1 protein-coding gene is annotated in these 231 nt (G+C 53.7%); it reads right to left on the minus strand.

Annotation, left to right across the window (positions count from 1 at the left end):
* On the minus strand, window positions 1-231 hold a 231-nt coding region (locus tag OGY13_RS00875), incomplete at both ends, for an Ig-like domain-containing protein (protein ID WP_286593171.1).

Below are 231 nucleotides of genomic sequence, written 5' to 3' on the forward strand. Positions count from 1 at the left end.
TTTTCAATGGCGTTGACCACATTGTCGTTCGCGACGGTGTCGATATGTACCGTGTTTTCCGCGAAGTTGTCGATATGCACATCATGGCTGCTGGTGGCAATCGCCAGATTGCCCGCCGTATCGTGAGACGTGACGCTGACATGGACCGTCACCTCTTTCAGCACATGACCGACGTTGTCAGAGAACGCGCTCGAATCCACCTCGATGCGATAACCGAGGGTATTTTTCCCG

Source organism: Citrobacter sp. Cpo045, assembly GCF_030332875.1.
Taxonomy (GTDB): Bacteria; Pseudomonadota; Gammaproteobacteria; order Enterobacterales; family Enterobacteriaceae; genus Citrobacter; species Citrobacter portucalensis.